1 protein-coding gene is annotated in these 681 nt (G+C 47.4%); it reads left to right on the top strand.

The annotated features are described in order from the left end of the window. Positions 1-163 precede the first annotated feature (163 nt). Positions 164-532 carry a hypothetical protein gene (locus R7Z49_RS25295; protein ID WP_318112426.1) on the top strand — a complete coding sequence of 123 codons (369 nt, stop codon included), beginning with the start codon at positions 164-166 and terminating at the stop codon, positions 530-532. Positions 533-681 lie beyond the last annotated feature (149 nt).

Here is a 681-nt window from a genome sequence, read left to right as displayed (position 1 = left end):
GAACAAAGTGCCGAAACGCTTTGTCCTCGAACATGAAAGCTTTTTACGAGGGGCAGCGATCACCGCTTTTACCTCCGCCATTAAGCGGGGCACGACGCAACTCTGTTATTGCCATATTGGACAAAGTGAGGAAAACCTGAGCTTAAATCATGCAAAGTAAAAGATGAGTTGGTGGGATGAAACGTGGCGTCGTGGAAACATCCAAAATCAATATGGGAGGTGGCAAGGGGGGATGGGTTGGCTGACTCAAAAAAGCGCAAGACCATCGGAATCGATAGACGAATTAATCCCGACACACCCGAATTGGAGCAGCGAGTTTTGGAACCGTTATACCCAATGGTTACCACCAAGCTACGCTGCCCACTTGAGTTTGCAGCGCATTAAACAGTGGCAAGCGATTTATCGATTTCTCTATAACTACTCAGCCATGCAATCACCACCAAAAGTTGGGGAGGATGAGATCGACCTGTCTCGCGTCGATAGCATAGCCGAATCAATCAACCGCTCGGTAAACGCTCCTGTACACCTTTGAACGCTCGAACAAGAAGGCTTCATCAAAACCGATGTTGTTTGAATATGCTGGAGCTCAGATACGACTTTTAGCCATTAGCCAAGTGATTCAATGGGAATGATTTGCCGAAACTTAGCATGAAGATCTGTAAGCGCGGCTTCAACATCCGG

The sequence above is a fragment of the Vibrio sp. 1562 genome (genome assembly GCF_033340155.1).
In the GTDB taxonomy this organism is placed as follows: Bacteria; Pseudomonadota; Gammaproteobacteria; order Enterobacterales; family Vibrionaceae; genus Vibrio; species Vibrio alginolyticus.
This window is presented reverse-complemented; position numbering and strand designations above follow the sequence as displayed.